This window comes from Nocardioides ferulae (assembly GCF_003660455.1).
Taxonomy (GTDB): Bacteria; Actinomycetota; Actinomycetes; order Propionibacteriales; family Nocardioidaceae; genus Nocardioides; species Nocardioides ferulae.
Genome location: NZ_QZVR01000023.1, coordinates 49,122 through 75,178, shown reverse-complemented (window position 1 = coordinate 75,178; position 26,057 = coordinate 49,122). Strand labels below are relative to the sequence as shown.

28 protein-coding genes are annotated in these 26,057 nt (G+C 72.8%); 16 read left to right on the top strand and 12 right to left on the bottom strand.

Annotated elements, in window-relative coordinates:
• Window positions 1–214 precede the first annotated feature (214 nt).
• Window positions 215–682: an SAM-dependent methyltransferase gene (locus tag D6B71_RS19745; protein WP_121258291.1), complete on the bottom strand. Its 468-nt coding sequence runs from the start codon at window positions 680–682 to the stop codon at window positions 215–217.
• Window positions 683–853: 171 nt separating this feature from the next.
• Between D6B71_RS19745 and D6B71_RS19740 the strand changes: the two genes are divergently transcribed.
• Window positions 854–1,147: a DUF1905 domain-containing protein gene (locus D6B71_RS19740; RefSeq protein ID WP_121258289.1), complete on the top strand. Its 294-nt coding sequence runs from the start codon at window positions 854–856 to the stop codon at window positions 1,145–1,147.
• A gap of 18 nt (window positions 1,148–1,165) precedes the next feature.
• On the opposite strand, the gene D6B71_RS19735 is transcribed toward D6B71_RS19740, so the two are convergent.
• The gene (locus tag D6B71_RS19735; protein ID WP_121258305.1) at window positions 1,166–2,584 is read right to left on the bottom strand and encodes an NAD(P)H-quinone dehydrogenase; all 1,419 of its coding nucleotides are present in this window, start codon (window positions 2,582–2,584) and stop codon (window positions 1,166–1,168) included.
• Window positions 2,585–2,609: 25 nt separating this feature from the next.
• The gene (gene lpdA, locus D6B71_RS19730; RefSeq protein ID WP_121258287.1) at window positions 2,610–4,019 is read right to left on the bottom strand and encodes a dihydrolipoyl dehydrogenase; all 1,410 of its coding nucleotides are present in this window, start codon (window positions 4,017–4,019) and stop codon (window positions 2,610–2,612) included.
• A gap of 92 nt (window positions 4,020–4,111) precedes the next feature.
• On the opposite strand from lpdA, the gene D6B71_RS19725 reads away from it, so the two are divergent.
• From D6B71_RS19725 to D6B71_RS19685, 9 genes are all read left to right on the top strand, one after another.
• Complete coding sequence (locus D6B71_RS19725; RefSeq protein WP_121258285.1) at window positions 4,112–4,564, top strand: gamma-glutamylcyclotransferase family protein; 453 nt, start codon at window positions 4,112–4,114, stop codon at window positions 4,562–4,564.
• 78 nt (window positions 4,565–4,642) lie between these two features.
• Window positions 4,643–5,461, top strand: a complete 819-nt coding sequence (locus tag D6B71_RS19720; RefSeq protein ID WP_121258283.1) for a purine-nucleoside phosphorylase — start codon at window positions 4,643–4,645, stop codon at window positions 5,459–5,461.
• Window positions 5,462–5,495: 34 nt separating this feature from the next.
• Window positions 5,496–6,062, top strand: a complete 567-nt coding sequence (locus D6B71_RS19715) for a TetR/AcrR family transcriptional regulator (RefSeq protein ID WP_121258281.1) — start codon at window positions 5,496–5,498, stop codon at window positions 6,060–6,062.
• 21 nt (window positions 6,063–6,083) lie between these two features.
• Window positions 6,084–6,899 carry an NAD-dependent epimerase/dehydratase family protein gene (locus D6B71_RS19710; protein WP_121258279.1) on the top strand — a complete coding sequence of 272 codons (816 nt, stop codon included), beginning with the start codon at window positions 6,084–6,086 and terminating at the stop codon, window positions 6,897–6,899.
• Complete coding sequence (locus tag D6B71_RS19705) at window positions 6,896–7,402, top strand: PGPGW domain-containing protein (protein ID WP_240641584.1); 507 nt, start codon at window positions 6,896–6,898, stop codon at window positions 7,400–7,402. Before D6B71_RS19710 ends, D6B71_RS19705 begins: the two co-directional genes overlap by 4 nt.
• 52 nt (window positions 7,403–7,454) lie before the next feature.
• Window positions 7,455–7,883 carry a MerR family transcriptional regulator gene (locus tag D6B71_RS19700; protein ID WP_121258277.1) on the top strand — a complete coding sequence of 143 codons (429 nt, stop codon included), beginning with the start codon at window positions 7,455–7,457 and terminating at the stop codon, window positions 7,881–7,883.
• Entirely contained in the window at window positions 7,880–8,905 is a 1,026-nt protein-coding gene (locus D6B71_RS19695) for an aldo/keto reductase (RefSeq protein WP_121258275.1), read from the top strand. The genes D6B71_RS19700 and D6B71_RS19695 overlap by 4 nt, the downstream gene beginning before the upstream one ends.
• Window positions 8,906–8,941: 36 nt before the next feature.
• On the top strand, window positions 8,942–10,501 hold the full coding sequence (locus D6B71_RS19690) for an MFS transporter (RefSeq protein ID WP_240641583.1): 1,560 nt from the start codon (window positions 8,942–8,944) through the stop codon (window positions 10,499–10,501).
• Between the two features lie 14 nt (window positions 10,502–10,515).
• Complete coding sequence (locus D6B71_RS19685) at window positions 10,516–11,319, top strand: GNAT family N-acetyltransferase (RefSeq protein ID WP_240641582.1); 804 nt, start codon at window positions 10,516–10,518, stop codon at window positions 11,317–11,319.
• 6 nt (window positions 11,320–11,325) lie between these two features.
• Here the strand turns inward: D6B71_RS19685 and D6B71_RS19680 are convergent, their stop codons facing one another.
• Complete coding sequence (locus D6B71_RS19680; protein ID WP_121258273.1) at window positions 11,326–11,766, bottom strand: SRPBCC family protein; 441 nt, start codon at window positions 11,764–11,766, stop codon at window positions 11,326–11,328.
• A 54-nt stretch (window positions 11,767–11,820) separates the two neighbouring features.
• On the opposite strand from D6B71_RS19680, the gene D6B71_RS19675 reads away from it, so the two are divergent.
• On the top strand, window positions 11,821–13,482 hold the full coding sequence (locus D6B71_RS19675; protein ID WP_420846338.1) for a phospho-sugar mutase: 1,662 nt from the start codon (window positions 11,821–11,823) through the stop codon (window positions 13,480–13,482).
• A 22-nt stretch (window positions 13,483–13,504) separates the two neighbouring features.
• Here the strand turns inward: D6B71_RS19675 and D6B71_RS19670 are convergent, their stop codons facing one another.
• The gene (locus D6B71_RS19670; RefSeq protein WP_121258272.1) at window positions 13,505–14,122 is read right to left on the bottom strand and encodes a hypothetical protein; all 618 of its coding nucleotides are present in this window, start codon (window positions 14,120–14,122) and stop codon (window positions 13,505–13,507) included.
• A 74-nt stretch (window positions 14,123–14,196) separates the two neighbouring features.
• On the opposite strand from D6B71_RS19670, the gene deoC reads away from it, so the two are divergent.
• From deoC to D6B71_RS19650, 4 genes are all read left to right on the top strand, one after another.
• Entirely contained in the window at window positions 14,197–14,880 is a 684-nt protein-coding gene (gene deoC, locus D6B71_RS19665; RefSeq protein ID WP_121258270.1) for a deoxyribose-phosphate aldolase, read from the top strand.
• 54 nt (window positions 14,881–14,934) lie between these two features.
• Window positions 14,935–15,546, top strand: coding sequence for an ATP-binding protein (locus D6B71_RS19660; RefSeq protein WP_121258268.1), 612 nt, complete (start codon window positions 14,935–14,937; stop codon window positions 15,544–15,546).
• Window positions 15,543–16,103, top strand: a complete 561-nt coding sequence (locus D6B71_RS19655; RefSeq protein ID WP_121258266.1) for a hypothetical protein — start codon at window positions 15,543–15,545, stop codon at window positions 16,101–16,103. The genes D6B71_RS19660 and D6B71_RS19655 overlap by 4 nt, the downstream gene beginning before the upstream one ends.
• 182 nt (window positions 16,104–16,285) lie before the next feature.
• Window positions 16,286–17,488: a hypothetical protein gene (locus D6B71_RS19650; protein ID WP_126688330.1), complete on the top strand. Its 1,203-nt coding sequence runs from the start codon at window positions 16,286–16,288 to the stop codon at window positions 17,486–17,488.
• 36 nt (window positions 17,489–17,524) lie between these two features.
• Here the strand turns inward: D6B71_RS19650 and D6B71_RS19645 are convergent, their stop codons facing one another.
• Window positions 17,525–18,631, bottom strand: coding sequence for an adenosine deaminase (locus D6B71_RS19645; protein WP_121258262.1), 1,107 nt, complete (start codon window positions 18,629–18,631; stop codon window positions 17,525–17,527).
• A gap of 40 nt (window positions 18,632–18,671) precedes the next feature.
• Between D6B71_RS19645 and D6B71_RS19640 the strand changes: the two genes are divergently transcribed.
• Window positions 18,672–19,127 (top strand): MaoC family dehydratase, encoded by a 456-nt coding sequence (locus D6B71_RS19640; RefSeq protein WP_121258260.1) that lies wholly within the window; start codon window positions 18,672–18,674, stop codon window positions 19,125–19,127.
• Between the two features lies 1 nt (window position 19,128).
• On the opposite strand, the gene D6B71_RS19635 is transcribed toward D6B71_RS19640, so the two are convergent.
• From D6B71_RS19635 to D6B71_RS19610, 6 genes are read right to left on the bottom strand one after another with little or no spacing between them, the layout of a single operon-like run.
• Complete coding sequence (locus tag D6B71_RS19635; protein ID WP_121258258.1) at window positions 19,129–20,439, bottom strand: thymidine phosphorylase; 1,311 nt, start codon at window positions 20,437–20,439, stop codon at window positions 19,129–19,131.
• Complete coding sequence (locus D6B71_RS19630; protein ID WP_121258256.1) at window positions 20,436–21,599, bottom strand: cytochrome P450; 1,164 nt, start codon at window positions 21,597–21,599, stop codon at window positions 20,436–20,438. Before D6B71_RS19630 ends, D6B71_RS19635 begins: the two co-directional genes overlap by 4 nt.
• A complete protein-coding gene (locus tag D6B71_RS19625) occupies window positions 21,571–21,993 on the bottom strand; it encodes a cytidine deaminase (protein WP_121258254.1) in 423 nt (140 codons plus the stop codon). The genes D6B71_RS19630 and D6B71_RS19625 overlap by 29 nt, the downstream gene beginning before the upstream one ends.
• On the bottom strand, window positions 21,990–23,255 hold the full coding sequence (locus tag D6B71_RS19620; RefSeq protein ID WP_121258252.1) for an ABC transporter permease: 1,266 nt from the start codon (window positions 23,253–23,255) through the stop codon (window positions 21,990–21,992). The genes D6B71_RS19625 and D6B71_RS19620 overlap by 4 nt, the downstream gene beginning before the upstream one ends.
• Window positions 23,252–24,415: an ABC transporter permease gene (locus D6B71_RS19615; protein ID WP_121258250.1), complete on the bottom strand. Its 1,164-nt coding sequence runs from the start codon at window positions 24,413–24,415 to the stop codon at window positions 23,252–23,254. Before D6B71_RS19615 ends, D6B71_RS19620 begins: the two co-directional genes overlap by 4 nt.
• Window positions 24,412–25,950: an ABC transporter ATP-binding protein gene (locus tag D6B71_RS19610; protein ID WP_206051863.1), complete on the bottom strand. Its 1,539-nt coding sequence runs from the start codon at window positions 25,948–25,950 to the stop codon at window positions 24,412–24,414. Before D6B71_RS19610 ends, D6B71_RS19615 begins: the two co-directional genes overlap by 4 nt.
• Window positions 25,951–26,057 lie beyond the last annotated feature (107 nt).

Below are 26,057 nucleotides of genomic sequence, written 5' to 3'. Positions count from 1 at the left end.
CCTCTGGCAGAGCCCTCACGGCCTCGCCGCGCTCGTCGACGACCAAGGCACCCACCCGCTCACCGACCAAGAAGCCGACCTCATCCTCACCGCACCCGTCGGCCTCGACATCTACCCCGAGCGCACGACCGGCGTGCACCTCGACCTCGACTGGCAGCCGAAGGCATGAGACGGCTCTGGCACAGTCACGCGCACGAGTCGACCGCAGGGCGCATCAGGGTTCGAAGTACTCCGACATCATCGCGGTGACCCAGCCCGGCTGCCTCGGCTCCACCGCGCGGAACTCGGCCATCGTCGGCTTCAGGTCGATGACGGGGGTGCCGGAGACGGCGTCCAGGCCGACGACCGTCAACTCGCGACCCCGCACCGACTCGATGGCGCAGCACGTCACCCCGATGCGATTCGGCCGACGAGGCCTGCGGCCGGCGAAGACCCCCATGGGCGGCAGGTCCGCACGCCCCCGGTAGGGCCGGGGTTCGCGGACGTCGCCGGGCTCCGGGAACCGGTCGAAGACGAAGACCACCTCGACATGCGAGAACTGGTCCAGGCCCTGGAGGCAGGCCTCCCCGAAGCGCTCGTCGACGACGATCATGCTGCGGACGGCGCCCCAGTTGTCTGTGTGCTGGATGTCCGTCCGGTCGTTCAGCACGGTTCCGATCGACTCGATCTCGAAGGTCGGCATGGACCCGTTCTATCCCCAGTCAGCGGCAGAGTCGGCCGTCCTCGTACCGCGACGGACATAACGGCCCTGAGGCGGGCGATTCGAGGGGTTGGCGGGCCGTTATGTCCGTCGACCTACGACGCCGACTGATTCGACTGAGCGGTTCAGCCCCGCCGCAGGCATAATCCGACGATGCAGCTGCACTTCGTCAGCCACGTGATCGAGTGGCGCGGGCCCGCGCCGTACTTCTTCGTGCCGCTGCCCGACGACGAAGCCGACGACGTCCGCGAGGTCGCCGCCATGGCCACCTACGGCTGGGGCGTGATCCCGGTGGAGGCGCACGTCGAGGCGGTCACCTTCACGACCTCGCTGTTCCCGAAGGACGGCGGCTACCTGCTCCCGCTCAAGGACGCGGTACGCCGTCCCCTCGGGCTCGGCGCGGGCGACCGGGTCGCCGTCGGGATGACGGTGCGCCTCGACGGCTGAGCCGGCTCCTCGGGCGGCTCACTTGTCGAACTGGTGCAGCCTCCGCGCGGCCTCGGCGATCGAGCCGCTCATCGAGGGGTAGACCGTGAACGCCTGCGCGAGCTGGTCGGCGGTGAGCGACTCGGCCACCGCGATCGAGACCGGGTGGATCAGCTCGCTGGCGCGCGGGGCGACCACGACACCGCCGACCACGATGCCGGTGCCGGGGCGGCAGAACAGCTTCACGAAGCCGTCGCGCACCCCCTGCATCTTGGCGCGGGCGTTGCCCGACAGCGGCAGCATCACGACCTCGGCCTGCATCTCGCCGCTGTCGACCGACTGCTGCGACCAGCCGACGGTGGCGATCTCGGGCGAGGTGAACACGTTCGAGGAGACCTTCTTCAGGTCCAGCGGGTGCACGGTGTCGCCCAGGAAGTGCCACATCGCGATCCGGCCCTGCATCGCGGCCACCGAGGCGAGCATGAAGACGCCGGTGACGTCGCCGGCGGCGTAGACGCCGCGGGCGGAGGTGCGCGAGACCCGGTCGACGTTGACGAACCCGCCGTCCTTGAGCACCACGCCGGCCTCCTCGAGGCCCAGCCCCGCGGTGTTCGGCACCGAGCCGAGCGCGAGGATGCAGTGCGAGCCCTCGACGGTGCGGCCGTCGGTGAGCGTGACCGTCACCCGGTCGCCGTGGCGGGTGACCGACTCCATGCGCGACTTCGACAGCACGTTCATGCCGCGGCGGGTGAGCACGTCCTCGAGCACCCGGGCCGCGTCGGCGTCCTCGCCGGGCAGCACCCGGTCGCGCGAGGAGACCAGGGTGACCGGGATGCCGAGCGAGAGGTAGGCGCTGGCGAACTCGGCGCCGGTGACACCCGACCCGACCACGATCAGCTCCGACGGCACCTCGGTGAGGTCGTAGACCTGCTCCCAGGTGAGGATCCGCTCGCCGTCGGGCTGGGCCGAGGGCAGCGTGCGCGGCGCGGCACCGGTGGCCACCAGCACCGCGTCGGCCTCGATCCGCTGCTCGCCGCCGTCGGCCAGGTCGACCACCACCGTGCGCACCGACTGCGCCGAGACCGCGTCGGGGTCCAGCCGCCCACGACCGCGCACCACCTCGACGTGCTCGCGGGCCAGCCGGCGGGCGATGTCGTCGGACTGGTCGGCGGCCAGCTGCTTGACCCGGGCGTTGAGCCGGGCCAGGTCGACCCGCAACGAGCTCGCCGTGTCGCCCTGGTCGTCGGTGAAGTCGATGCCCAGCTCGGCCGCGCCGGCCACGTCGGCCATCAGCTCGGCGGTGGCGATCAGCGTCTTGCTCGGCACGCAGTCGGTCAGCACCGCCGAGCCGCCCAGCCCGTCGGTGTCGACCACGGTGACGTCGGCGCCCAGCTGGGCGGCCACCAACGCGGCCTCGTAGCCGCCGGGGCCGCCGCCGATGATGACGACGCGGTTCATGGAGCCAGCCACCGTGGACGCCACCTCAGAGGTTGATCATGTGGCCGGCGATGCCTTCGACGGCCTCCTTGACCGCCTCCGACAGCGTGGGGTGCGCGAACACGTTGCGGGCCACCTCGTCGGCGGTGAGGTCCCACTTCTGGGCCAGGGTGAGCACCGGCAGCAGCTCGGTCACGTCGGGCCCGATCATGTGGGCGCCGAGGATCTCGTTGTGCTCGGCGTCGGCCACCACCTTCACGAACCCGACCGCCTCGCCGAGCCCCTGCGCCTTGCCGTTGGCCGAGAACGGGAACGACGACGTCTTCACGTCGTAGCCCTTCTCCTTCGCCTGGGCCTCGGAGTAGCCGAACGAGCCGATCTGCGGCTGGCAGTAGGTCGCCCGCGGGATCATGTCGAAGTCGACCGGCATCGTCTCGGCGCCGGCGATCACCTCGGCGGCGACGACACCCATCGCCTCGGCCACGTGCGCGAGCATCATCTTGCCGGTGACGTCGCCGATCGCGTAGACGTGGTCGACGTTGGTGCGGCCGTACTCGTCGATCGCGATCGCGCCGCGGTCGGTGAGCTGGGCGCCGGTGTTCTCGAGACCGTAGCCGTCGATGCGCGGCGCGAAGCCGAACGCGGCCAGCATCTTGTCGGCCTCGAGCACCTGGGCGTCGCCGCCGTTCGCGGGGCTGACGGTGACCTTGACCCCGGAGCCGGTGTCCTCGACGTTCTCGACCTTGGTGCCGAGCAGCACCTTCACGCCGAGCTTCTTGTAGTGCTTGAGCAGCTCCTTGGAGACGTCGGCGTCCTCGGTGGGCACCATCCGGTCGAGGAACTCCACGATCGTCACGTCGACGCCGAAGTTCTTCATCACGTAGGCGAACTCGACGCCGATCGCCCCGGAGCCGCCGATGATGATCGAGCCGGGCAGCTCCTGGTCGAGGATCTGCTCCTCGTAGGTCACCACGTTCTTCGACAGGGTCATGCCCGGCAGCATCCGCACGGTCGCGCCGGTGGCGATGATCAGGTCGTCGCAGGTGTAGGACGTGGTCTTGCCGTCCTTGTCGCGGACGTCGATGCCCTGCTTGCCGTCACGGGCGCCGGTGAGGGTGCCCCAGCCGTCGATCTCGGTGATCTTGTTCTTCTTCATCAGGTAGTGGACGCCGCGCACGATGCCGTCGGAGACCTGGCGGCTGCGCTTGTGCGTCGGCCCGAATGACATCGTGGCGTCGCCCTCGATGCCGAACTTGTCCTTCTCGTGCGCCAGCGTGTGCGCCAGCTCGGCGTTCTTCAGCAGCGCCTTGGAGGGGATGCACCCGACGTTGAGGCAGACACCGCCCCAGTACTTCTCCTCCACGACCGCGACGGACTTGCCGAGCTGGGCGGCGCGGATTGCCGCGACGTAACCCCCGGGGCCGGCACCAAGGACGAGAACATCGAAGTGGCTCACGGCTGCCAGCCTAGGAGGCGAGGGAAACTGCGACAAAGGCGCCCCGGTCCGCACGCGCCGATCTCCCGGCGCCATGGCCTAGCCTTCCCTGCGTGACGCTCTACGCCGCCTACGGGACCAACCTCCATCCCGGCCGCATGGGCGAGCGCTGTCCGCACTCCCCCCTGCACACCACCGGCTGGCTGCAGGGCTGGCGGCTGACCTTCGGCGGCGAGGAGCACGGCTGGGACGGCGCCCTGTCCACGATCGTCGAGGACCCCCTCGACCAGGTCTTCGTCGCCGTCTACGACGTCACCCGCGAGGACGAGGCTCACCTCGACGGCTGGGAGGCCGCCGACTCCGGGCTCTACCTCAAGACCAAGGTGCGGGTCGCCACCATGGCCGGTGAGCTGGTCGTCTGGACCTACGTGCTCGACGCCTACGAGGGCGGGCTGCCCTCCGCGTCGTACCTCGGGGTGCTCGCGGACGCCGCCGAGGCCGCGGACGCCCCCGCCGACTACGTCGCGGCGCTGCGCAACCGGCCCTGCCGCTCCACCGGCCTGTAGCCGGCGGGTCGCCCGCACCGGGCCGCGGCGGGCCTCGCGAAATCGGCCGCACCGGCCGCCCGCGGCTACAGTCCCGTCGTGACCCACCGAGCAGATGCCGCCCCCGACAGCCCCTACGAGCTGGCCGCCGCGGCCGCCGTCCGCCTCGCCGAGCTGACCGGTGTCGAGCAGCACGACGTGGCGCTGGTCCTGGGCTCGGGCTGGCTCCCGGCCGTCGACGCCCTGGGCAGCGTGACCGCCGAGATCGCCACCACAGACCTGCCCGGCTTCGCCCCGGCCGCGGTGGCCGGCCACGCGGGCAGGATCCGCTCGGTGCGCGCGGGCGAGAAGAACCTGCTGGTCTTCCTCTCCCGCACCCACTACTACGAGGGCCGCGGCGTGCCCGCGGTCGTGCACGGCGTCCGCACCGCCGCCCGCGCCGGCTGCCGCACCATCGTGCTCACCAACGGCTGCGGCGGGCTGAAGCCCGACTGGACGCCCGGCACCCCGGTCCTGATCAGCGACCACATCAACCTCACCGGCCGCTCCCCCATCGAGGGCGCCCACTTCGTCGACCTCACCGACCTCTACAGCAGCCGGCTGCGCGCCCTGTGCCACGAGATCGACCCGACGCTCGACGAGGGCGTCTACGTGCAGTTCCCCGGCCCCCACTACGAGACCCCCGCCGAGGTCCGGATGGCCGGGGTGCTCGGCGGCCACCTGGTCGGCATGAGCACCACCCTCGAGGCGATCGCCGCCCGCGAGGCCGGCATGGAGGTGCTCGGCATCAGCCTGGTCACCAACCTCGCCGCGGGCATCGGCGGCGAGCCGCTGAACCACGAGGAGGTCCTCGAGGCGGGTCGCGCCGCCGCCACCCGGATGGGAGACCTCCTCGGCCGCGTGGTTCCGCGTCTCTGACCCGGACAGCCCGCCGCTGGTCTAGCGTGGTCTCGTGCCCCGCATCACCGGCGACTCCCTCGTCGAGCACCGCGCCCAACTGCGCGGCCGGGTCTTCGAGGCGTTCGCCGAGCTGATGGCCGAGCGCAGCTTCGACGCGATCTCGATGGCCCAGATCGCCGAGCGCGCCGGCCTCGGCCGCACCGCGATCTACCACCACTTCCACGACAAGGAGCAGGTGGTCCTCGGGTTCGCGGCCGACGGCACCGAGGCCTACCTCGAGCAGCTCGAGGTCGCCCTCGGCGAGGTCGACGACCCTGCCGAGCGGCTGCGCACCTACGTGCGCCACCAGGTCGAGAACAGCCACCAGTTCCACATGGGGCTGGGCCCCCAGCTGTACGCCGTGCTGTCACCGGCCGCGCAGGTCGCGATCCGGGACCACGTGGTGCAGGTCGAGGCGGCGCTGCGCGGCATCCTCACCGACGGCCTGGAGCGCGGCGCGTTCCGCGTCGACGACCTCGACGCCACCCTGTCGCTGATCCAGGCCTGCCTGGCCCCCCGTGGACTGCCACTGCCCGCAGTCGAGGCCTTCGTGCTGCGGGCAGTGGGCGCCGACGGCTGAGCCGCCGGTAGCCTTCGGGCCATGCGGATCCTCGTCACCGGCGCCGCCGGCAGCATCGGGCAGGTGCTCCTCCCCGGGCTCGCCGACCGCGGCCACGAGGTCGTCGGCCTCGACCGGCTGCCGCAGCCCGAGGGGCACGACGGCCCCTGGTACACCCTCGACGTCGCCGACCCCGACGCGGTCGCCGCGGTCTTCGCCGAGCAGCGGCTCGACGCGGTGGTGCACCTCGCCGGCCACCCCGGCGAGGCGAGCCTGCCCGACTCGCTCACCTCGCATGTGGTCACCACCGCGGCGCTGCTCGACGCGATGGTCGAGCACGGCGTCGGGCGCATCGTCTACGCCTCCTCCAACCACGCGGTGGGGCGCACCCCGCGCCGCGCCGCGACCGAGGGACCGCTGCCGGTCGACACGAGGCCGCGACCCGACACCTTCTACGGCGTCGGCAAGGTCGCCGCCGAGGCGCTGCTGAGCCTCTACGCCGACCGGCACGGCCTCGACGCGCTGGCTTGCCGGATCGGGTCGTTCCTGCCCCAGCCCGAGACCGTTCGCCAGCTCGCCACCTGGCTCTCCCATGATGACTGCGTGCGGATGATCGACGCCTGCCTGACCGCGACCGCCCCCGGCTTCGCGGTGCTCTACGGCATCTCCGGCAACACCCGCGGCTGGTGGGACCTCGAGGCCGGTCGCGCCCTGGGCTACGACCCCCAGGACGACGCCGAGGAGTTCGCCGACCGCATCGACCCGCGGCCCGAGGACGCCGAGGAGGTCGCGCACGCCGGCGGGCCCTACGCGACGGCGGCGATGGTCCGCCCGGCGCTGGACCGGGCCGGGTCGTGAGCGCCGCCGTGGAGGGAACCACCGGGCGTCGCAACCGGTCGAAGGCCGAGCGGCTCACCCTCGAGATCGTCGGCTGGCTGCTGGTCGCGGTCGGCATCGCCGCGCTGGTGCTGCCCGGGCCGGGCATGCTGATCCTGGCGCTCGGCCTGTGGGTCCACTCGCTGAGCTACAAGTGGGCCGAGGACCTCCTCGAACCGGTCAAGCGCAACGGCATGCGCGCCGCGGCCGAGGGCGTCGAGACCTGGCCGCGGATCGCGATGTCGACCACCTCGGCGCTGGTGATGATCGCGGTCGGCGTCTACTGGGGCATCTCCCCCGCGGCGCCCGGGTGGTGGCCGGTTGACGAGAAGTGGTGGCTGATGGGCGGGTGGGGCACCGCCGGCTTCATCATCGGCTCCGGCGTGATCGCCATCGGCCTGATCGGGTTCAGCATGAAGCACTTCCGCTACGGCGGCGAGGACGTCGAGGAGTACGTCGACGAGCGCTGGCCCGACGACGACTGACGCGCTCTCGAGCCCTTGACCTGGAGCGCACTCCAGGAGTGACACTCGAGGGGTGAGCCTCACCATCGCCCAGGCCTCGGCCCGCACCGGGCTGAGCATCGACACCCTGCGCTACTACGAGCGCGACGGGCTGCTGCTGCGGCCGGTCGCCCGCTCCGCCACCGGACACCGCCGCTACGACGAGGCCGACCTCGAGTGGGTCCGCCTGGTCACCTGCCTGCGGGCGACCGGCATGCCGGTGCGCGAGGTGCGCCGGTACGCCGACCTGGTGCGGGCCGGCGACGGCACCGAGCAGGACCGGCTCGACCTGCTGCACGAGCACCGCGAGCAGGTGATCGCCCAGCTGGAGCAGGTGACGGCCCACCTGAGCGCGATCGAGCGCAAGATCGGCCTCTACACCGAGAAGCTGCACGGCGCGGAGACCGAGCGAGCCGGGGGGCTTGACCTGGAGCGCGCTCCAGCCGGTTCGCTGGCCCCATGACCACTTCACAGATCCCCCACGAGATCCCCCAGCGCACCCTCGGCACCGGCACCCCGCTCACCGTCTCGGCCCTCGGGCTGGGCTGCATGGGCATGTCGGAGTTCTACGGCACCGCCGACGAGGCCACCGGCCTCGAGACGATCCGGCGGGCGCTCGACCTGGGCGTGACGTTCCTCGACACCGCCGACATGTACGGCCCGTTCACCAACGAGCAGCTGGTGGGCAAGGCGATCTCCGGCCGCCGCGACGAGGTGCAGCTGGCCACCAAGTTCGGCAACGAGCGGCTCCCCGACGGCACCCGGGTCGGCATCAACGGCAAGCCCGACTACGTCCGCGCCGCCTGCGACGCCTCACTCCAACGCCTCGGGGTCGACCACCTCGACCTCTACTACCAGCACCGGGTCGACAAGACCGTGCCGATCGAGGAGACCGTGGGCGCGATGGGCCAGCTGGTCGCCGCCGGCAAGGTGCGCCACCTCGGGCTCTCCGAGGCGTCCGCGGAGACGATCCGCCGCGCCCACGCCACGCACCCGATCACCGCCCTGCAGAGCGAGTACTCCCTGTTCAGCCGCGACCTCGAGGACGAGATCATCCCGACGCTGCGCGAGCTCGGGATCGGCCTGGTCGCCTACTCCCCGCTCGGCCGGGGACTCCTCACCGGCGCGATCACGGCCGAGGATGCGCTCGACGAGAGCGACTCGCGCCGCACGGCGTACTTCCCGCGCTTCCAGGGCGAGGCGCTGCGCGCCAACCTGGTGCTGGTCGAGCGGGTGCGGGCCACGGCGAACGAGCTCGGCTGCACGCCGGGGCAGCTCGCGCTGGCCTGGGTGCTCGCCCAGGCCGGGCCGGACCTCGGCGTGGTGCCGATCCCCGGCACCAAGCGGGTGCGCTACCTGGAGGAGAACGTCGGCGCGCTCGACGTCGACCTCTCCGCCGAGGACGCCGCCGCGCTGGCCGCCGCGGTGCCGCGGGAGGCGGTCGTCGGCGCTCGCTACGGCGACATGAGCAGCATCGACGCCTGAGGCTCGGCGCACGGCGGCAACCACTAGGCTCGGCCCGTGCGGAGCTCGGGGGACGTCGACGAGGTGCCTGCCGCCACCGTCGAGGTGTCCCGGTCCCGGCGGCTGGCCTCACTCGCGGTCCTCTCGGCGAGCCTGCTCGTCGTCACGATGGACCTCACGATCCTCAACGTGGCGCTGCCCGACCTCGCCGCGGACCTGCGGCCCACCGCCACCGAGCAGCTGTGGATCGTCGACCTCTACTCGCTGGTGCTGGCCGGGCTGCTGGTCTCGATGAGCGCGCTCGCCGACCGCTGGGGGCGCAAGCGGCTGCTGCTGGCCGGCTTCGTCGTCTTCGCGGCCGGCTCGGCCGCGGTGCTGCTCGCCGACTCGCCCGGGCAGGTGATGGCGGTGCGGGCCATGCTGGGCGTGGGCGGGGCGATGATCATGCCGACGACGCTGTCGCTGCTGCGCTCGGTGTTCGTCGACCCGGCCGAGCGCGCGGTCGCCCTGGGGGTGTGGGCCGGTGTCACGTCGGTGGGTGCCGCGCTCGGCCCGATCGTCGGCGGTGCGCTGCTCGAGCACTTCTCGTGGCACACCGCGTTCCTGGTCAACGTGCCGCTCATGGCGGTCGCCCTGGTCGCGGGCGTGGCGATCCTCCCCGAGGCCCGCGACCCGCACCCCGGTGCGTGGGACTTCACCGCGTCCGCGCTGTCGATCGCGGGCATGGTCGGCCTGGTCTGGGCGATCAAGCGCTTCGGCAAGGAGACCTCGCTCGCCGACACCGCCGGCTGGGTGGTGCTGGCTCTCGCGCTGGCCGTGCTCGTGCTGTTCGTGCTGCGCTGCCTGCGCCGGCCGGAGCCGCTCTTCGACGTGCGCCTGTTCTCCCGGCGGCCGTTCACCGCGGGGGTCCTGGCCGCGCTGAGCGCGATGCTGGTGCTGGCCGCGATGCTGCTGCTCCTGGCCCAGTGGCTCCAGCTCGTCGAGGGCCACTCGCCGTTCGAAGCCGGCGTCCGCCTGCTGCCGATCGCCGGCGGCGGGCTGCTGTCGTCGGTGCTCGCGCCGCTGCTCGCGCGGCGGCTGGGCGCCCGGGCGGTGCTCGCCGGGGGCCTCGCGGTCGCCGGCGTCGGGGCGATGCTGCCGTGGCTGGCGCCCGGGGATCTGGCCTACCCCACCGCGGCGGCCGGGATGGCGCTGGCCGGTGCGGGGGGTGGCACGCTCGCGATCGCGTCGGCGATGATCATGTCCGGCACCCCGCCGGAGAAGGCGGGCAGCGCCGCCGCCGCCGAGGAGACCGCCTACGACCTCGGCACCGCGCTGGGGGTCGCCCTCCTCGGCAGCATCGCCGCCGTCGTCTACCGCGCCCGTCTCGACACCGACGCGCTGGTCGCCGGCGGCCTGCCGCCCGACCTGGCCGCCACTGCGGAGGACTCCCTCGGCGGCGCGGTCGCCGTCGCGCACTCCGCCGCCCTGCCGCAGCTGGCCGACCAGGCCGCCGACGCCTTCTCGCGAGCGGTCACCGAGGCCGGTCTGGTCGGGGGGCTCGGCATGCTCGCCGTCGCCGCCGTCGTCTTCCTCACCGCTCCCCGTGGCCTCGACCTGACGACGCAGGAGCACTGAGGAGATACTCGGGCGTGACCTCCACCCCGCCCGGCCTGCTCGCGGCCTACGACTCCCAGCTGCGCGCCGAGGCGGAGATGGCCGGCGCCCGCAGCTGGCACCGCCACGGTCCTCTCCTGCGCGGAGTCTTCCGGCACGGCGGCTTCGTCTCGTACGCCGACCTGGACGGCGCGACGGGCCCGGCGCTGGACCGGCTCATCGCCGACACCGTCGCCTGGTTCCGCGACGAGACCGACGTGGCACGGTTCGAGTGGAAGACCCGGGGGCACGACCGCCCCGCCGACCTGCCCGATCGTCTGCTCGCCCACGGGTTCGAACCCGACCCTCCGGAGACCGTAATGGTCGGCCGCGCCGAGCTGCTCGACCGGCCGGTCGCTCTCCCGGACGGCATCACCGTCCGCCGGGCGGGCGAGGACGGCGACCTGCTCACCGACGTCACGGAGGCGTCGCGGTTGCAGGCCGAGGTGTTCGGCGACGACGCCGGGCCCGCACCCGCCGAGCTCGCCGAAAGGCTGGCGTCGGCCCCCGAGCGGACCGGGCTGTGGCTCGCCGAGGACGCCGACGGCACCGTGGTCTGCGCGGGTCGGCTCGAGGTGGTGCCGGACACGGAGTTCGCCGGTCTCTGGGGCGGCGGCACCCTGGCCGCCTGGCGCGGTCGCGGCATCTACCGCGCGCTCGTCGCCGCCCGGGCACGGGCCGCCCAGACGATGGGCGCGGTCTACCTGCACAGCGACTGCACCGACATGTCGCGTCCGATCCTGGAGCGCAGCGGGCTGGTCCCCGTCACCACGACGACCCCCTACCTCTGGCGCCGCTGAGCAGCATCACCGAGGCGCGGTCGCCAGCTCCCGGCGCAGTCCGTCGGCGCAGCCGGCCATCATCCGGTGGTGGTTCCAGGCCAGCAGCGGCCGGGCGAGGTACGACGCCGCCGCGAGGGGCCCGCGGACCTCCACCTCCTGAGCGAAGTCCATCCGGGTGCCGCCGCCCTCGGAGGTGAGCGTCCAGCTCACCGTGCCCCGCAGGTCACCGCCGACCTCGACCTCGAGGGTCGGCAGGTCGCGGCTCACCGCGTGCAGCACCAGGTCGAGGGTGTAGGGCAGGCGGGAGCGGCACAGCACCCGGGCGTGGTCGGGGCCGAGCGAGGCGACCGCGACCACCTCGCGCCACCACCGCGGGTAGCGCTCCAGGTCGACGACCAGGTCCCGCACCTGATCGGGCGGCGCGGCGACGGTCCAGGTGTCGCGGAACACGTAGGTGGAGAGCACTTGTCCATCATGGCTTCGGGCCGCAACCCGACTACCGTGCTCGGCATGACCTCGCTGGCCCCCGACGACCCCGACCGCCTCGCCGACCTGCTCGACCGCGCCCGTGCCTGGGCCGCCGACGACCCCGACGCCGAGACCCGGGCGACGCTGCTCGCCGAGGTCGACGCCGTCGCCGCCGGTGGCGACGCCGCCGTGCTGGCCGACCGGTTCGCCGGCACCCTGGAGTTCGGCACCGCGGGGCTGCGCGGCGAGCTGGGCCCCGGGCCCAACCGGATGAACCGCGTGGTGGTCACCCGCGCCGCGGCCGGCCTCGCGGCGTACCTCCGCGACCAGGGCGTCTCCCGCGACGCGGCGGTCGTGATCGGCTACGACGCGCGCCACAACTCCGACGTCTTCGCCCGCGACACCGCCGAGGTGATGACCGGCGCCGGGCTGCGGGCGCTGCTGCTGCCCCGGCCGCTGCCCACCCCGCTGCTGGCCTTCGCGATCCGCGAGCTCGACGCGGTGGCGGGCGTGATGGTGACCGCCAGCCACAACCCGCCGCAGGACAACGGCTACAAGGTCTACCTCGGCGACGGCTCGCAGATCGTGCCGCCCGCCGACCGCGAGATCGCCGCCCGGATCGCCGCCGTCGGCCCGGTCGCCGAGGTGCCCCGCGGCACGGCCGGCACGGTGCTCGACGAGAGCATCGTCGACCGCTACCTCGACACCGCCGCCGGCCTCGCCGGCGACGGCCCCCGCGACCTGAGCCTCGTCTACACCCCGCTCCACGGGGTCGGCGGCACCTCGGTGGTGCAGGTGCTCGAGACCGCAGGCTTCGACGCCCCGAGCATCGTCGAGCAGCAGGAGCAGCCCGACCCCGACTTCCCGACCGTGGCCTTCCCCAACCCCGAGGAGCCCGGCGCGATGGACCTCGCGATGGCGCTCGCCGCCAAGGTCGGGGCCGACCTGGTCGTCGCCAACGACCCCGACGCCGACCGGTGCGCCGCGGCCGTGCCCGGGCCCGACGGCTGGCGGATGCTGCGCGGCGACGAGGTCGGCGCGCTGCTCGCCTGGTCCCTCCTCGCCGCCGGCAAGCAGGGCACCTACGCCTGCTCGATCGTCTCCTCCACGCTGCTGGGCAAGATGGCCGCCGCGGCCGGGCAGCCCTACGCCGAGACACTCACCGGCTTCAAGTGGATCGCCCGGGTCCCGGGCCTGGCGTTCGGCTACGAGGAGGCGTTGGGCTACTGCGTCGACCCCGAGCACGTCAAGGACAAGGACGGCGTCACCGCGCTGCTGCTGCTGTGCGAGCTCGCCGCGCAGACCAAGGCCGAGGGCCGCTCCCTCACCGACCTGCTCGACGACCTGGCCGTCCGGCACGGACTGCACGCCACCGACCAGCTCTCGGTGCGCGTTACCGACCTGGCGCTGATCACCGCCGCCATGCAGCGGCTGCGCGCGACACCGCCGACCACGCTCGGTGGCCTCGCCGTCGAGGGCGCCGACGACCTCGCCCTCGGCTCGGCGGACCTGCCGCCCACCGACGGCCTGCGCTACCGGCTCGCCGGCGGCGCTCGCGTGGTGGTCCGGCCCAGCGGCACCGAGCCGAAGCTGAAGTGCTACCTCGAGGTGGTCGTGCCGGTCGCCGGCCGCGATGTCACGGCGGCCCGGGCCACGGCCGCGGCTCGGTTGACGGCCCTCAAGGACGACCTGCGGGGCGTGCTCGCGCTCTGAGTCCGGCGAGGCCGGGCCGGGCTCACGCGGCCAGCGACACCGCGAGCGCGACCGCCAGCCCGGCCAGCCCGGCGATCTCCGGCCACGCCCACTCGCGGCGTACCCCCGCGGCCAGCGCGTCCTGCTCCGCGGACCAGCGGCGCACCCCGGCACGCTGTCGCGCGTCCTCGGCGAGCTGCCGGATCCGGTCCTCGACGAAGTCGGCGTAGGCCACCGTCACGTCCGCGCCGGTCGGCGTGGCCGGGGCGGCGCCGCGGGCGCCGGGCCGCTCGGCACGCACCGACTGCCGCAGGCTGCGCCCCACCGCCGAGGAGACGTAGCGGCGCTCCCCGGCGCGCACCGCCAGCACCTGACGCACCACGACGTCGTCGACGGCGGCCAGCGGCACCGTGACCGTGTCGAGCATGCCCCGGAGCACCAGGTCGTCACCGGCGGCGAGGACCCGGGGGCGCAGCATCGCCGCCCACACCAGCGCGCCGACCAGCAGTGCCCCGGTCACCAGCGGCACCGTCGCGTCGCCTCGTTCGACGAGGGCGAAGGCCACGACGACCGCGACCAGAAGCAGGCCGACGACCCCCCACACCGGGCCGCTGGTGGAGCGGAACCGCTCGATCACCGGGTCGGGTGTCTGCTCGGTCACGATCGGCCCTCCCAGCCTGCTCCGCCGGCCCCGCGCTTTCGGTGGGCGGGGTGCGTCGAGCCTATGCTGGGCGGGTGAGCGCTCCCTCCCCCGCCCAGGTCGCCCGGACCATCGACCACACCCTGCTCAAGCCCGAGGCGACGCACGCCGACGTCGAGGCGCTGGTGGCCGAGGCCGTCGAGCTCGGCACCTACTCGGTGTGCGTGTCCCCCTCGATGCTCCCCGTGCAGGTGCCCGAGGGCAGCGACCTCAAGGTGGCCGTCGTGTGCGGCTTCCCGAGTGGCAAGCACACCTCCGCGGTCAAGGCCGCCGAGGCCGCCGAGTCGGTGCGGGCCGGGGCCGACGAGATCGACATGGTGATCGACGTGGGCGCCGCCAAGGAGGGCCGCTTCGACGCGGTCGAGGCCGACATCGCCGCGGTCCGCGCCGCCGCTCCGGCCCCGACCGTGCTCAAGGTGATCATCGAGTCCGCCGCGCTCACCGACGACGAGATCGTCGGCAGCTGCCGGGCCGCGGCCGCCGCCGGCGCCGACTTCGTGAAGACCTCCACCGGCTTCCACCCCGCAGGCGGCGCCACCGAGCACGCCGTGCGGCTGATGGCCCAGACCGTCTCCCCCGCGCTGCAGGTCAAGGCCTCCGGCGGCGTCCGCACGATGGAGCAGGCCCAGGCCATGCTCGCGGCCGGGGCGAGCCGGCTCGGTGTCTCGGGCAGCCGGGCGTTGCTCGGCGGGGCGCCGGCCGGCGGCAGCGGCTACTGACCCGCCCCACTCCCCCTCCCGAGGCGACCGTCCGTGGACCGGCACAATGAGCCAGTGCCCGCCCGCGTGATCATCCTCGCCGGACCCTCCGGCGCCGGCAAGTCCCGCGTCGCCAAGCACTCCGGGCTGCCGATCCTGCGCCTCGACGACTTCTACAAGAGCGGTGGCGACCCCACCCTCCCGCGGATCACCGAGGGCGCCAACGCGGGCCTGGTCGACTGGGACGATCCCGCCTCGTGGCTGCCCGGCGATGCGCTGGCCACTCTGGAGAAGCTCTGCTGCGAGGGCGTCGCCGAGGTGCCGGTCTACGACATCGCCCACGACGGCCGGTGCGGCTGGCAGGTGCTCGACCTCGCCGGCAGCGACCTGTTCGTCGCCGAGGGCATCTTCGCCCAGGACATCGTCGCCGAGTGCCGCGACCGCGGCCTGCTCGCCGCGGCGTACTGCGTCCGCCAGCACCCGATGATCACGTTCTGGCGCCGCCTCACCCGCGACCTGCGCGAGCACCGCAAGCCACCGCTGGTGCTGGTGCGCCGCGGCCTCGCGCTGCTGCGCGACCAGCGGCGCGTGGTCGAGTCGGCGGTGGCCCAGGGCTGCCGTCCGATGACCGGCGACCAGGCGATCGCCGACATCGCCGCCCTCACCACGGCCGACGCCCGGTCGTGACCGCACCCGCCGGCTGGCCGCTCCCGCTGCCCCCGGCGGCGCTGCGGCAGCCCGACGGCTACACGTGCGGCCCCACGGCGGTGCTGGTCGCGCGGATGCTGGCCGACCCGGCGTACGCCGCCTCGCTCGACGCCGCGGACGTGCCGGGTGAGGTGCACCGGCTGCACCGGGCGCTGACCGGCCTGCGTGGAGCCGACGGCCGCCGGCAGGTGCCGTGGCCGCGGCGGCTCGGCACGCCGCCGTGGGCGGTCGCGCGGGCCCTGTCGGCCGGCGGGGTCCGGCACCGGACGCTGCTGCTCCGTGGCCGACCCGAGGCCGCCGCGCGCCTGCTCACCGCCGCCCGAAGCGGCCCGGTGCCGGTCTACGTCGGCAGCCGGTGGCTGCCCCGGCACGTGCTGGTCACCGTGGGGGTAGGCGATGAGGCGCCGGACCCGGTGCTCCTCGTGCACGACCCGGCGCGCGGGTCGGTCGTGCCCTGGCCCGCCGACGACGTACGCCACGGACGGGCTCCCGAAGGCCGGTGGCCGCGGCTCTGGTTCGCAGTCCTCGCCCGCTGAACGCCGGTCACGTTTGCCGCGGGCGGGCGGGGGGAAGGTGCGTGACGCGCGGACGATCACGGCGGGGGGCTGGCATGGAGCTGTTCACCGACCAGCCTCCTCGACCGGGACGACCGGGACGACCGGGCCTCGGGCGAGCGCGACGCGGCCAGGTGGAGCGCGCCGTGGTTCGTGGTGACGCCGTGAGACTCCGAACGAGCATGGTCGCGCTGGCCCTGGTGCCCGGCCTAACCCTGTCGCTGGCGTCGTGCACCGAGGACCTGCCCGGCAGCTTCTACCCCACCGAGGTCGACCTCGCGCGCGCCCAGCAGGTGTGGCGAGACCCGTGGCTGGCGCCGACGGAAGTCGGCACCGTCGAGGCGGGGTGGGGCAGCAACGGCCAGGTGTCGCGCCGCGCCGGCACCCGCACGACCACCTGGGTCGTCGACAACCCGGTGATGGCCGCCAGGCGCGAGCTCGCCGCCGCCCGTGGTGCCGGCTGGCAGCTGCTCGCCGGCACCTGCAACCGCGCCGAGCTGGCGTTGCTGCTGGCCAAGCCGATGAGCGCCGACGGGCGTGCATTCACCGCGGTCGCACACCTGCGGTCAGAGGGAGGAGAGCAGTCCAGCGAGGTCACGGTCGAGGGGCTGGTGCCCCACCACCTCGACGGCAACTGGCCGGTGCCCGACGAGCCCCTACCCGACGCGGAGGAGTGCCTCGCCGACCCGGACGGGACCACCGTCGGCTCGGAGCCGGAGCGCAACGCCGAGTCCCTCACCTTCCAGCTGCCGGGCCCCGAGATGGGCAGTGAGCCCTACGAGGGCCCGGACCGCATCGGCGACGCCGACGACGACCCCGACCACGAGTGGCGCGATGGGGAGGACGCCCTGGCCGATGCCGAGCCGTTGATCGCCGCGGTCAACGACAACGACTGGCTCCGGCGGCTCGGTGCCACTGTCGCCTCCGAGTCCGACTCTGCGGCCGACGGAAAGACTCGGCGCCGAGGGCCGTACGGGTGGGCACCCCTTCCTGGCGAGGGCGGCGGGCTGCGCACCCTCGCCTCAGCGGTCGACGCCGCCACGAGTGCCGACTGGGAGCTGACCTGGGTGTCCTGCGGCGGCGGCGCCGCGCCGGACGCCACGTTGCGTCTGGTGACCGAGCACGGGCCTGCGACCGCCCGTCTCGGCGACCCCTCCGTGTTCGGCGTCTACCCCAGCGCCGGGCTCGTGGCGTTCGTCACGCTGCCGGTGCCGGACGGCCCCGACGTCGGCTGGGTCGTCGAGCCTCCCGCCCTCGACCCGGACCGCGTCGCCTGCCTCACCGGTGAGGCGCCTCGCGACGCGCGGATGGTCGAGGGAGAGCCGGTGACGCTGCCCGACGACCTTCAGCCGATCGTCTCCGACTGATCAGAGTCGAGGTCGGCCGGGGCGGTCCGGAAACGGTCAACCCTCGGCGGCCAGCGCGGCGTACCCGGGCTTGATGACCTCGTCGATGATCGCGAGCCGCTCGTCGAACGGCAGGAACGACGACTTCATCGCGTTGATCGTGAACCAGCGCAGGTCGGCCACCCCGTAGCCGAACGCCTCGACGAGGTGCTCGAACTCGTCGGACAGCGAGGTGTGGCTCATCAGCCGGTTGTCGGTGTTGACCGTGACCCGGAACCGCAGGTCGGTGAGCAGCTTGATCGGGTGCTCCGCGATCGAGTCGGCCGCACCGGTCTGCACGTTGGACGACGGGCACATCTCGAGCGGGATCCGCTTGTCGCGCACGTAGGCGGCGAGCCGGCCGAGCTCGGCCGTGCCGTCGTCGTGCACGGTGATGTCGTCGACGATGCGGACACCGTGGCCGAGGCGGTCGGCGCCGCACCACTGGATGGCCTGCCAGATCGACGGCAGCCCGAAACCCTCGCCGGCGTGGATCGTGAAGTGGAAGTTCTCGCGCTGGAGGTACTCGAAGGCGTCGAGGTGGCGGGTGGGGGGATAGCCGGCCTCGGCGCCGGCGATGTCGAAGCCCGCAACGCCACGGTCACGCCAGGCCACCGCCAGCTCGGCGATCTCGCGGGAGCGGGCCTGGTGCCGCATCGCGGTGAGCAGCTGCCGCACCACGATCGTCTGCCCGCGGTCGGCAGCGACTTGGACGCCCTCGTCGAAGCCGCGGCGTACCGCGTCGACCACGTCGTCGAGCGCCAGGCCGCCCTTCACGTGCTGCTCGGGGGCGTAGCGCACCTCGGCGTAGACGACGCCGTCGGCGGCGAGGTCCTCGACCGACTCGCGCGCCACCCGGGCGATGGCGTCGGCGGTCTGCATCACGCCGACCGTGTGGTCGAAGGTCTCCAGGTAGCGCTCCAGCGAGCCGGAGTCGGCGGACTCCGCGAACCAGCGGCCGAGGCTCTCGGCGTCGTCCGCGGGGAGCCGGTGGCCGGCCCCGGCGGCGAGCTCGAGGACGGTCTGCGGCCGCAGCCCGCCGTCGAGGTGGTCGTGGAGCAACACCTTCGGCGCCCGCACGATCCGGTCGCGGCGCAGGGCGGTAGGTTCCGTGGCGGCACTCATGTCGTCATCCAACCACCGAGCGTCCCACCAGGAGGATTCCATGCGCGTGTTCACCACCTTCGACGAGGTTGCGGCGGCGGTCGGCGAGGAGCTGGGCACCTCCGAGTGGGTGACCATCGACCAGGAGCGGGTGAACCGGTTCGCCGACGCCACCGGCGACCACCAGTGGATCCACGTCGACGTCGAGCGCGCGGCCACCGGTCCGTTCGGCGGCACCATCGCCCACGGCTACCTCACGCTGTCGCTCGTGCCGTGGCTCGGCAGCCAGGTCTTCGAGCTCGACACCCCCGGCGCCAAGCTCAACTACGGCGTGAACAAGGTGCGCTTCCCCAACCCCGTGAAGGTCGGCTCCCGGGTGCGCGCCACCGTCTCGATCGCCGACATCGTCGACATCCCCGCCGGCAAGCAGCTCACGCTGAAGTACGTCGTCGAGATCGAGGGCGAGTCGAAGCCGGCGTGCGTGGCCGAGACCGTGGTGCTGCTGCTGGCGGGGTGAGCTACCCCACCCGCTCGATCACCAACGGCGCCGGCGAGTACGCCGTGCCGGCAGGCTCGATGTCGAAGCCCCCGTCGAGGGAGGCCAGGGCCCGGTCGAAGCGGCCGGCGTCGTCGGTGAGCAGGGTGAACAAGGGTGCCCCCGCGGTCACCTCGTCGCCGGGTCGGGCGTGCCAGACGACGCCGGCACCGGCCTGCACGGGGTCCTCCTTGCGGGCCCGGCCGGCGCCCAGGCGCCAGGCGGCGAGCCCGACGGCCATCGCGTCGAGCCGGGTGAGCACGCCCGACGACGGGGCCACCACCACGTGCGACTCGCGGGCCACCGGCAGCGCGGCGTCGGGGTCGCCGCCCTGGGCGCGGATCATCGCCTTCCAGGCGTCCATCGCGGAGCCGTCGGCCAGCTTCTCGGCGGGGTCGATGTCGTCACGGCCGGCGCCGGCGAGCATCTCGCGGGCCAGGGCCAGGGTCAGCTCGACCACGTCGGAGGGCCCCCCGCCGGCGAGCACCTCGACCGACTCGGCGACCTCGATCGCGTTGCCGGCCGTGAGCCCCAGCGGCGTGGACATGTCGGTGAGCAGCGCGACGGTGTGCACGCCCGCTCCGGTGCCGAGCGCGACCATGGTCTCGGCCAGCTCGCGGGCCCGGTCCAGCGACTTCATGAACGCGCCGGTGCCGACCTTGACGTCGAGCACCAGCGAGCCGGTGCCCTCGGCGATCTTCTTGCTCATGATCGAGGAGGCGATCAGTGGGATCGCCTCGACGGTGCCGGTGACGTCGCGCAGCGCGTAGAGCTTCTTGTCGGCCGGGGCGAGCCCGTCGCCGGCGGCGCAGATCACCGCGCCGACCGACTCCAGCTGAGCCATCAGCTCCTCGTTCGACAGCGCGGCCCGCCACCCCGGGATCGCCTCGAGCTTGTCGAGGGTGCCTCCGGTGTGGCCGAGGCCCCGCCCGGACAGCTGCGGCACCGCGACGCCGCAGGCGGCGACCAGCGGCGCGAGCGGCAGGGTGATCTTGTCGCCGACCCCGCCGGTGGAGTGCTTGTCGGCGGTGGGCCGCGACAGCGAGGAGAAGTCCATCCGCTCCCCCGAGGCGATCATCGCGTCGGTCCACCGGGCGATCTCGCGTCGGTCCATGCCGTTGAGCAGGATCGCCATCGCCAGCGACGACATCTGCTCGTCGGCGACGGCGCCGCGGGTGTAGGCGTCGACGACCCAGTCGATCTGGCTGTCGGTGAGCGTGCCTCCGTCGCGTTTGGCCACGATCACCTCGACGGCGTCATGACGCTCGGACGTGGGCTCCGGCGAAGCGGTCACTGCGGCTCTCCTCCTACGGGCACCGAGTGGTAGCCCCTCAGCACGAACGTTCCCCGGGTCTCGGGCTCCCCCGCCAGCGCCAGGTCGGGGAACCGCGACCACAGCGCCGTGACGGACTCGGCCAGCTCCATCCGGGCCAGCGGCGCCCCCAGGCAGAAGTGCACGCCGACGCCGAAGGCCAGGTGCGGGTTGGGGTCACGGTCGACCCGGAAGGTGTCGGCGTCGTCGAACACGGCCGGGTCGCGGTTGGCGGCGCCCAGCAGCGCCGCGATCTTCTCGCCCGCGCGGACGACGACCTCGCCCACCTCGACGTCCTCGGTCGCGGTGCGCTCGAACAGCTGCAGCGCCGAGTCGAAGCGCAGCATCTCCTCCACGGTGAGCGGCACGTCGGCGCCCGGCCGCAGCCCGCGGCGCAGCATCGCGACCAGGCCGTTGCCGAACACGTTGACCGACGCCTCGTGGCCGGCGTTGAGAAGCAGCACGACCGCGGCCACGACCTCGTCCTCGGAGAGCTCGGTCTCGGCGAGGTGCGTGATGAGGTCGTCGGCCGGCCGGGCCCGCCGCTCCCCCACCAGCTCGCGCACCAGCCCGGCGAAGTCTGACGCCGCGCGCACGGCGTCGTCGACGACCTGCTGGCTCGGCGCCACCTCGTACATCCGCACGATCGCCTGCGACCAGTCGCGCAGGTCGCCGGCGTGGGACGACGGGACACCGAGCAGCTCGGCGATGACCAGCACCGGAAGCGGCTCGGCGTAGTCGCCGATCACGTCGAAGCCGGCCGGGTCGACCTCGTCGAGCAGCTGTGTGGCGATCTCGCGCACGCGAGGTCGCAGCCGCTCGACGTGGCCGCGGTTGAACGCGCGGGCGACGGGCCGCCGGAGCCGGGTGTGCTCCGGCGGCTCGTTCTCCATCATCTGGTTGCGGTGCAGCAGGTTGAACGGCTCGAGGTAGTCCTCGGGCTGCCGGTCCCGCCAGATCCGGCCGAGCCGGCGGTCTCGCTGCACGGCGCTCACCGCGGCGTGCGAGAACGTGAGGTACATCCCCGACGCCTCGTGCCAGGCGACGCCGTGCCGAGCGCGCTCCGCGGCGAAGAACGGGTAGGGGTCGGCGACCACCTGGGGCGAGGTCAGGTCAAGCGAGGTCGTCGGGACCGAACGCATCCGGCAGCACCTCATCCATCCTCTTCACGCCCGACACCGTCATCGCGAGCAGCGACGGGCCGCCGTTCTCCCACAGCAGTTGCCGGCAGCGGCCGCACGGCATGATCACCGCACCGTCGCGGTTGACGCACACGAAGTGCGTCAACCGGCCGCCGCCGGTCAGGTGCAGCTGGCTGACCAGTCCGCACTCCGCACACAGCCCCACGCCGTACGACGCGTTCTCGACGTTGCAGCCCGTGACCAGCCGGCCGTCGTCGACGCGCGCCGCGGCCCCGACCGGGTAGCCGGAGTAGGGCACGTAGGCACGGTCCAGGACCGCGACCGCCTCGGCCCGCAGCGCCTCCCAGTCGAACCCCGGGTCGAGCTCGGCCCCCGCAGGAGCGGCGCCGGTCATCCGGCGCTGCCCTTGCGATAGATGACGCCGTCGGCGGCAGGCATCCGTAGTCGTTGCGAGGCGAACGCGAGCACCAACAGCGTGATCACGTAGGGCGTCATCCGGGTGAAGTCGCCGGGGACCTCCTCGATCGCGAGGTACACCGCGCCGATCGCGACGCCCGCCGCGACCATGACCGAGCCGGTGATCACCGCGCCGGAGCGGAACTGCCAGATGGCGAAGGCCAGAGCGAGGATCGCGATGGCCAGCAGCAACGCGTGCACCGAGGAGCCGCCCTGCCGCAGGCCCAGCGTCTCGGTGTAGCCGAACAGGCCGGAGCCGGCCAGCAGCCCACCCGGGCGCCAGTTGCCGAAGATCATGGCGGCCAGGCCGATGTAGCCTCGTCCGCCGGTCTGTCCGTCGCGGTAGTTGCTCGACGCCACCATGGCCAGGAAGCCGCCAGCGAGGCCGGCGAGGCCGCCCGAGATCAGCACCGCGGCGAACTTGTACCGCAGCACCTTGACTCCCAGCGACTCCGCGGCCGCCGGGCTCTCGCCGCAGGAGCGCAGCCGCAGCCCGAACGGGGTGCGCCACAGCAGCCACCAGGTGAGCACGAGCAGCACCAGCGCCAGCACCACGAGCATCGAGAGGTTCGAGACGAACGCCTCGAACACGCCCGCGAGCTCGGAGACGAAGAAGACGTCCTTGTCCTCGATCTTGTCCAGCGCGTCGGCCAGTGGTCCGATCGTGATCGTCTGGACGTCCTCGATCTTCGGCGACTGGGTCTGGCCACCGCCGGGCAGGCCGACGAAGGTCAGCGACGCGAGGTACTGCACGGCACCGAGCGCGATGATGTTGATCGCGACGCCGGAGATGATGTGGTCGACGCCGAAGACCACGGTGGCGACGGCGTGGATCAGTCCGCCGAGCACACCCATCAGGATCGCTCCGGCCACACCCATCCACGGGCCGTAGTTGTAGCCGAAGTAGCCGGCGCCGTACGTGCCGAGGATCATCATGCCCTCGAGACCGATGTTGACGATGCCGGCGCGCTCGGACCACAGACCGCCGAGACCGGCGAGCATGATCGGGACGGTCGCGATCAGGGTGGCGGCGACCGTGCCGGAGGACAGCAGGTCGTCGGCACCGGTGACCAGCTTGAGCACGGAGAGGATGAACACGACCGCCAGCAGGGCGACGACGATCCAGTAGCGGGGCAGCCGGCCCCGTCCGGACTTCGCGGCGGGCGCGGCGACGTGGCTTGCGGTGTCCGAGGCGCTCATGCCTTGGTCTCCTCGTTCTGGTCACTGGGGCCGTCGGTGGGGGGCTGTTGGCTACCGTCCAGCGGACGCTGCGGCTCAGCGCCAGCGCCGACCAGGGCCTGGGCCACCCGCCGCTGCTCGAGCCGGACGCCGTAGCGGCGCACCAGCTCGTAGGAGATGACCACGGTGATCACGATGACGCCCTGAGTGATCGCCACGATGTCGGGCGCCACGCCCACCAGGATCTGCAGCCGGTTCGACTGCTCGTCGAGGAAGGCGAAGAGCAGGGCGCCCATCGCGATCCCGAACGGATGGTTGCGACCCAGCAGGGCGACCGCGATGCCGGCGAAACCGAGCCCGGACTGGAACGTGGAGCCGTAGGAGAAGGAGTCGCCGAAGATGATCGGCAGGCCGACCAGACCGGCGGCCGCACCCGAGATCAGCATCGCGGTGACGATCATCTTGTTCACCGAGATGCCGCTGGCCACGGCGGCGGTCGTGGACTGGCCGGTGGCGCGCAGGTCGAAGCCGAAACGGGTCTTGTTCAGCAGGAACCAGTAGGCCACGCCGGCCAGGACCGCGATGAACACGAAACCATAGATCTCCGCGGTGGCGCCCTCGCCGATCGAGATGTTCGGGATCCGGCTGCCCTCGGGGATCTCCTTGGTCGCGATGATGTTGCTGCCCTCTTCGCGCACCGCCACCTTGCGCAGCAGGTAGGCGACCAGGCTGGTGGCGATCGCGTTCAGCATGATCGTCGCGATCACCTCGCTCACGCCCCGGGTGGCCCGCAGCACGCCGGCGATGCCGGCCCACAGCGCACCGACCGCCATCGCGGCCATGATCGCCAGCACGGTGTTGAGGTAGCCCGGGAGCCACGCCTCGCCCGCCACGACCGCGGCGGCGAAGCCGGCCACGCGGTACTGGCCGTCGACACCGATGTTGAACAGGTTCATCTTGAACCCGACCGCGACGGCCAGGCCGGAGAGGTAGAGGACGGTGCCGTTGTCGATGATGTTCGACTGGTTGCGCGTCTCGGGCCAGGTGAGGATCGTGTTCCAGACGTCGCCGACCGGGTCGCCGGCGATGATCAGCACCAGGCTGGTGATGGCGAACGCGGCCAGTAGCGCCAGGATCGGTGCGCTGACGCCCAGGGCGATCCGGGTCAGACGCGGGGTCATGCCTGGGCCTCCGCTCCGGTCATCGCCGAGCCGAGCTGCTCGGGGGTCACCGCGCCCGGGTCGAAGGTGCCGACCAGGCGGCCGCGGAGGATGACCTCGATGCGGTCGGACAGGCCGATCAGCTCCTCGAGGTCGGCGGAGATCAGCAGCACTGCCAGTCCTTCCCGACGGGCTCTCTTGATGTGGTCCCAGATCGCGGCCTGGGCACCGACGTCGACACCACGGGTGGGGTGCGAGGCGATCAGCAGGATCGGCTCCGAGCTCATCTCGCGGCCGACGATCAGCTTCTGCTGGTTGCCGCCGGACAGCGACGCGGCCAGCACGTCCGGGCCGGGCGTGCGCACGTCGTACTCGGTGATGATCCGCTCGGTGTCCGCCCGGGCGGCGGTCTTGTCGATCATCCCGTGCTTCACGCTGGGGGCGCGGAACTGGTGGCCGAGCACCCGGTTCTCCCACAGCGGCGACTCGAGCAACAGGCCATGGCGGTGGCGATCGGCCGGGATGTAGCCGACGCCGGCCTGCCGCCGGTCGCGCGTCGACATCGAGGTGAGGTCGTCGCCCCGGAGACGGATCGTGCCCCGCGCCCCGTGCCGCATGCCCATGAGCGACTCGACGAGCTCCTCCTGGCCGTTGCCCTCGACCCCCGCGATGCCGAGGACCTCGCCGCGGTGGATGTCGAAGGAGATGTCGGTGAGCAGCCTGCGGCCGTCGGCGTTGGTGAGCGTGAGGTCCTGGACCGAGATCAGCACCTCGTCGGTGACCGTGGACGCCTCGGTGCTGGGCGAGGGCAGCTCGGAGCCGACCATCAGCTCGGCCAACTGACGCGAGGTCACGTCGGTCGGCTGCACGGTCGAGACCGTCGTGCCCCGGCGGATCACGGTGATCTCGTCGGCGACCGCGAGCACCTCGTCGAGTTTGTGGGAGATGAAGATGATCGAGAAGCCCTCGGACTTGAGCCCGCGCAGGTTGCCGAACAGCTCGTCGACCTCCTGGGGGACGAGGACCGCGGTCGGCTCATCGAGGATGATCACCCGGGCGCCGCGGTAGAGGACCTTGAGGATCTCGACCCGCTGGCGCTGCCCGACACCGAGGTCCTCGACCAGCTCGTCGGGCTCGATGTCGAGGCCATAGGCGTCGGAGAGCCGCCGGATCTCGTCGCGAGCGGCGCCACCGATGCCGTGCAGCTTCTCGGCACCGAGGACGACGTTCTCGAGCACGGTCAGGTTGTCGGCGAGCATGAAGTGCTGGAACACCATGCCGACGCCGTGCTTGATCGCGTCCGCGGGGCTCGACAGGGCGACCTGCTCGCCGTTGATCTCGATCGTGCCGGAGTCGGGCGGCTGAACGCCGTAGAGGATCTTCATCAGCGTCGACTTGCCGGCGCCGTTCTCGCCGACGATCGCGTGGATCGTTCCCCGGCGCACGTCGATGTTGATGTCGTCGTTGGCGATGACGCCCGGGAACCGCTTGCCGATGCCGCGCAGGCGGACCGCGATTTCGGCGGTGCCGGCCCTGGCGGGTGCGGGGGTGGACACGGCGCTGTGACCTCCTTCGGTCCGGGTCCTCACGACCCGGAGAGCGGACCGGGGTCGCAGGCACGCGCGGAACGCGTGCCCGCGACCCCGATGGGTCAGCTGCGGAG

Bases quoted from the DNA above. Each gene is read 5' to 3' on its own strand.
- D6B71_RS19745 (WP_121258291.1), bottom strand. From the start codon at position 682: ATGCCGACCTTCGAGATCGAGTCGATCGGAACCGTGCTGAACGACCGG.
- D6B71_RS19740 (WP_121258289.1), top strand. From the start codon at position 854: ATGCAGCTGCACTTCGTCAGCCACGTGATCGAGTGGCGCGGGCCCGCG.
- D6B71_RS19615 (WP_121258250.1), bottom strand. From the start codon at position 24,415: ATGACCCCGCGTCTGACCCGGATCGCCCTGGGCGTCAGCGCACCGATC.
- D6B71_RS19645 (WP_121258262.1), bottom strand. From the start codon at position 18,631: ATGAGTGCCGCCACGGAACCTACCGCCCTGCGCCGCGACCGGATCGTG.
- D6B71_RS19625 (WP_121258254.1), bottom strand. From the start codon at position 21,993: ATGACCGGCGCCGCTCCTGCGGGGGCCGAGCTCGACCCGGGGTTCGAC.
- D6B71_RS19695 (WP_121258275.1), top strand. From the start codon at position 7,880: ATGACCACTTCACAGATCCCCCACGAGATCCCCCAGCGCACCCTCGGC.
- D6B71_RS19640 (WP_121258260.1), top strand. From the start codon at position 18,672: ATGCGCGTGTTCACCACCTTCGACGAGGTTGCGGCGGCGGTCGGCGAG.
- D6B71_RS19630 (WP_121258256.1), bottom strand. From the start codon at position 21,599: ATGCGTTCGGTCCCGACGACCTCGCTTGACCTGACCTCGCCCCAGGTG.
- D6B71_RS19620 (WP_121258252.1), bottom strand. From the start codon at position 23,255: ATGAGCGCCTCGGACACCGCAAGCCACGTCGCCGCGCCCGCCGCGAAG.
- D6B71_RS19710 (WP_121258279.1), top strand. From the start codon at position 6,084: ATGCGGATCCTCGTCACCGGCGCCGCCGGCAGCATCGGGCAGGTGCTC.
- D6B71_RS19735 (WP_121258305.1), bottom strand. From the start codon at position 2,584: ATGAACCGCGTCGTCATCATCGGCGGCGGCCCCGGCGGCTACGAGGCC.